We start from the raw sequence: 4,054 nt of genomic DNA on the forward strand, positions 1-4,054 counted from the left end.
TGTGAGCGAGCGAGATCTCGCCCGGCCGCGGCGTGGTGCCGCCGCCCGCCAGGGCCGCCGCCGAGGCGGTGTGATGAGGGGCCCGCACCGGCCGCCGGCCCCAGTCGCGGACATCGAAACCGCCGACCGAGATCGACTGCACGGCGGCGGTCTCGAGCGCCTCCTGCTCGGTCAGCGGCGGCAGGATGCCGGGCAGGCGGGTGGCGAGCATGGTCTTGCCGGCGCCGGGCGGCCCCAGCATCAGCAAGCTGTGCCCGCCGGCGGCGGCGATCTCGAGCGCCCGCCGCGCCGCCGGCTGGCCGCGCACGTCGGCCAGATCGGGAACCGCGCCCGCGTCCGGCGGCGGCGCGGCGCGCTGCGCCGCCGCCAGCGGCACTGCGCCGGTGAGGTGACCGCACACGGCCAGCAGATGCTCGGCGCCGTAGGCGGTGAGGTCCGGCGCCAGCGCCGCCTCGGCCGCGTTGGCCTGCGGCAGGATCAGTCGCGCGCCGGCGCGCTGCGCCTGCAGCGCCACCGGCAGCACGCCGCGCACCGGGCGCAGCTCGCCGCCCAGGCCCAGTTCGCCGATGAACTCGTAGCCGCTCAGACAATCCGCCGGCAGCTGGCCGGATGCCGCCAGGATGGCCAGCGCGATGCCCAGATCGAAGCGCCCGCCTTCCTTGGGCAGGTCGGCCGGCGCCAGGTTGATGGTGACGCGCCGAGCTGGAAACTCGAAGCCGCTGTTGATGAGGGCGCTGCGCACCCGGTCGCGCGCCTCGCGCACGGCGGTTTCCGGCAGGCCGACGATGGCCAGCGCCGGCAGGCCGCCGGTCAGGTGCGCCTCGATGGTGACCGGCGGCGCGTCGATGCCGAACTGCGCGCGGGCGTGCAGGATCGCCAGGGACATGCGCGCCGGCAACGGTCAGGAGGAAGAACCGTCCAGGCGCGCCGCCAGCGCCTCGAGCTGCGCCTGCAGGCGGGTCAGGCGCTCGCGGGCATCGTCGAGCAGCGCGCGCTGCACTTCGAATTCCTCCCGGCTGGGCAGGCCCAGGCGCCGGGTCAGCCGCTGCACCGTCACGGCGCGCAGGCCATCCAATTCACTGGCGACTCCCTGCAGCCACTGCAGGGGCGCCGAAGATACCGATTCGGTCATGTCTGCACCTCGCTGACACCGCTGCGGGCCGGCGCCCCGTTCGGGATCGCTGTCATGAACCGGCTGCACCGCCATGGTGCAGCCAACCATCCAGCGCCACCGAGCCGCCGCTCGCAGTCGGCCGCACGCGCGCCGCAGCCCGCGGCCGAGGACGCCGTGAATCGATCAGAACGTCCCGGGTCCCGCCATACATCGGCAATGCGGTGGCGCCGGCGACTATACCGCAAGGCCCGGCATCGACTTTGGCACAGGCCGTGCTTTAAGCGGCCTACTGGTGCCAGCCGGTTGAGTCCGCAGCCATGCCCCGGCCGGGGCCGTCGGTGCGGTGGATGTCGCGGTGCCGGGGGCGGATTGGCAAACGGTCCGCCTGCGGCGTGGTTCTGCCCGAGGAGTACTGCAATGAAGATGGTCTGTGCGGTGATCAAGCCGTTCAAGCTCGACGATGTGCGTGAGGCCTTGTCGGGTGTCGGCGTGCAAGGCATCACGGTGACGGAAGTGAAAGGGTTCGGACGCCAGAAAGGCCATACCGAGCTGTATCGCGGCGCCGAATACGTGGTGGATTTCCTGCCCAAGGTGAAGATCGAGGTGGCGGTCGACGACGCCGACGTCGACCGCGTCATCGAGGCGATCAGCAGTTCCGCCAATACCGGAAAGATCGGCGACGGCAAGATTTTCGTCTACGGCCTGGAGCAGGTCATCCGTATCCGCACCGGCGAGACCGGCGCCGACGCGCTGTAGCGCCGGCTCGTGACCAACAAACCTCACCCCAAGGGAGCTCATCGATGAAAACCCCGATGCGACGCGGCCTGGCCGCGCTGGCAACCGCCGGGCTGTGCCTGCCCGGCCTGGCGCTGGCCGAAGAGGCCGCTGTGCCGACCCTGAACTCCGGCGACACCGCCTGGATGCTGACCTCGACCGCGCTGGTGCTGTTCATGACCATTCCGGGCCTGGCGCTGTTCTACGGCGGCCTGGTGCGCAGCAAGAACGTGCTGTCGGTGCTGATGCAGTGCTTTTCCATCACCGCGCTGATCACGGTGCTGTGGGCGCTGTACGGCTACAGCCTGGCCTTCGACACCACCGGCATGGCGCAGGGGGTGGTCAACGTCAACAGTTTCGTCGGCAGTCTCGGCAAAGCCTTCCTGCGCGGCGTGACGGTGGACAGCCTGAACCTCACGATCCCGGAAACGGTGTTCATGACGTTCCAGATGACGTTCGCCATCATCACCCCGGCGCTGATCGTCGGCGCCTTTGCCGAGCGCATGAAGTTCTCGGCCATGCTGTGGTTCATGGCGCTGTGGTTCACCCTGGTCTACGCACCGACCGCGCACATGGTGTGGAGCGGTAACGGCGGCCTGATGTGGGACTGGGGCGTGCTGGACTTCGCCGGCGGCACCGTGGTGCACATCAATGCCGGCATCGCGGGGCTGGTGGCGTGCCTGGTGCTGGGCCCGCGCAAGGGCTATCCGACCACCGCCATGCCGCCGCACAACCTCGGCTACACGCTGATCGGCGCCAGCATGCTGTGGGTGGGCTGGTTCGGCTTCAACGCCGGCAGCGCGGTGGCCGCCAACGGCACCGCCGGCATGGCCATGGCGGTGACGCAGATCGCCACCGCCGCCGCGGCGCTCGGCTGGATGTTCGTCGAGTGGGCCAGCCACGGCAAACCGAGCGTGCTCGGCATCGCCTCGGGCGCGGTGGCCGGCCTGGTCGCCATCACGCCGGCGTCGGGCTTCGTCGGGCCGATGGGGGCACTGGCCATCGGCGCCATCGCCGGCGTGTTGTGCTTCCTGGCCGCCACGCGGATGAAGCGCGCCTTCGGTTACGACGACTCGCTGGACGTGTTCGGCGTGCACGGCGTGGGCGGCATCATCGGCGCGCTGCTGACCGGCGTGTTCGCGGCGGCCAGCCTCGGCGGCTCGAAGGCGGAGCTCGACATCGCCGCCCAGCTGTGGATCCAGCTCAAGGGCGTGCTGGTGACGGTGGTGTTCAGCGCCATCGCCACCTTCGTGATCCTGAAGGTGATCGATCTGGTGATCGGCCTGCGCGTGACGCCGGAGCAGGAGACCGAGGGTCTGGACCTCGCCCTGCACGACGAGCGCGGCTATAACCTCTAAAAATCGCCACCCTGGCGACGATCAGGGGCGGGAAGACGCCGGTCTTCCCGCCCCTTTTCACTCTGCCGGTCTTGCGAAGTCGAGCCCGCGCGGCGTGTAAAATGCGCGCCGCGCGGCGCCATGCGCCGGCTCACCCCCTTCAGCGCCGCTTTAGCTCAGCTGGTAGAGCAATCGCCTTGTAAGCGATAGGTCGTCCGTTCGATCCGGACAAGCGGCACCATCCGTCACCCCGCTCGCGGCGTCAGGGTCTGTGAAGAAATGCGCGTCCTGCGCGTTTCTTGCGTCGCCCGTCCGGTACACGCCCGGACGGGCTCCCGCGAATCAAGCCCTTACGGGCTCGCTTCGCGTCCGGCCATCCCTGGCCGGCCCGAGAGCTTGAAAAATTCACAAGCTCTCAGTCCGCACCACCCGGGCGCTGCGGGCGCAGATGCGGGAACAGAATCACCTCGCGGATGGAGGTGACGTCCGCGAACAGCATGGCCAGGCGGTCGACGCCGATACCCTCGCCGGCGGTCGGCGGCAAGCCGTATTCCAGCGCTTCCACGTAGTCGGCGTCGAAGTACATCGCCTCCTCGTCGCCGGCCGCCTTGCGCGCCGCCTGTTCCAGAAAGCGCGCGGCCTGGTCTTCGGGGTCGTTCAGCTCGGAAAAACCGTTGGCCAGCTCCCGGCCGGCGATGAACAGCTCGAAGCGCTCGGTCAGCGCCGGATCGTCCGCCCGCCGGCGGGCCAGCGGCGACACCTCGACCGGAAAATCGGTGACGAAGGTCGGCTGGATGAGCTGCTCCTCGACCACCTTCTCGAACAGCTC

At 69.7% G+C, this 4,054-nt stretch carries 5 protein-coding genes and 1 tRNA gene; 3 read left to right on the forward strand and 3 right to left on the reverse strand.

What is annotated here, in order from left to right; genetic code table 11:
• Both PHC73_RS12060 and PHC73_RS12065 read right to left on the reverse strand, forming a co-directional pair.
• A partial coding sequence (locus tag PHC73_RS12060) for a YifB family Mg chelatase-like AAA ATPase (protein WP_300128578.1) occupies window positions 1-886 on the reverse strand: 886 nt, incomplete at its 3' end.
• A 15-nt stretch (window positions 887-901) separates the two neighbouring features.
• Window positions 902-1,132, reverse strand: coding sequence for an accessory factor UbiK family protein (locus tag PHC73_RS12065; protein ID WP_300128581.1), 231 nt, complete (start codon window positions 1,130-1,132; stop codon window positions 902-904).
• A 399-nt stretch (window positions 1,133-1,531) separates the two neighbouring features.
• Here PHC73_RS12065 and glnK point away from each other — a divergent pair, with 399 nt between their 5' ends.
• From glnK to PHC73_RS12080, 3 genes are all read left to right on the forward strand, one after another.
• The gene (glnK, locus tag PHC73_RS12070) at window positions 1,532-1,870 is read left to right on the forward strand and encodes a P-II family nitrogen regulator (protein ID WP_300128584.1); all 339 of its coding nucleotides are present in this window, start codon (window positions 1,532-1,534) and stop codon (window positions 1,868-1,870) included.
• Window positions 1,871-1,914: 44 nt separating this feature from the next.
• Entirely contained in the window at window positions 1,915-3,246 is a 1,332-nt protein-coding gene (locus tag PHC73_RS12075; RefSeq protein WP_300128587.1) for an ammonium transporter, read from the forward strand.
• 144 nt (window positions 3,247-3,390) lie between these two features.
• Window positions 3,391-3,466, forward strand: a tRNA-Thr gene (locus PHC73_RS12080).
• Window positions 3,467-3,640: 174 nt separating this feature from the next.
• Here the strand turns inward: PHC73_RS12080 and PHC73_RS12085 are convergent.
• On the reverse strand, window positions 3,641-4,054 hold a 414-nt coding region (locus tag PHC73_RS12085), incomplete at its 5' end, for an amino acid--tRNA ligase-related protein (RefSeq protein ID WP_300128589.1).

The organism is Immundisolibacter sp. (assembly GCF_028696615.1).
GTDB lineage: Bacteria > Pseudomonadota > Gammaproteobacteria > Immundisolibacterales > Immundisolibacteraceae > Immundisolibacter.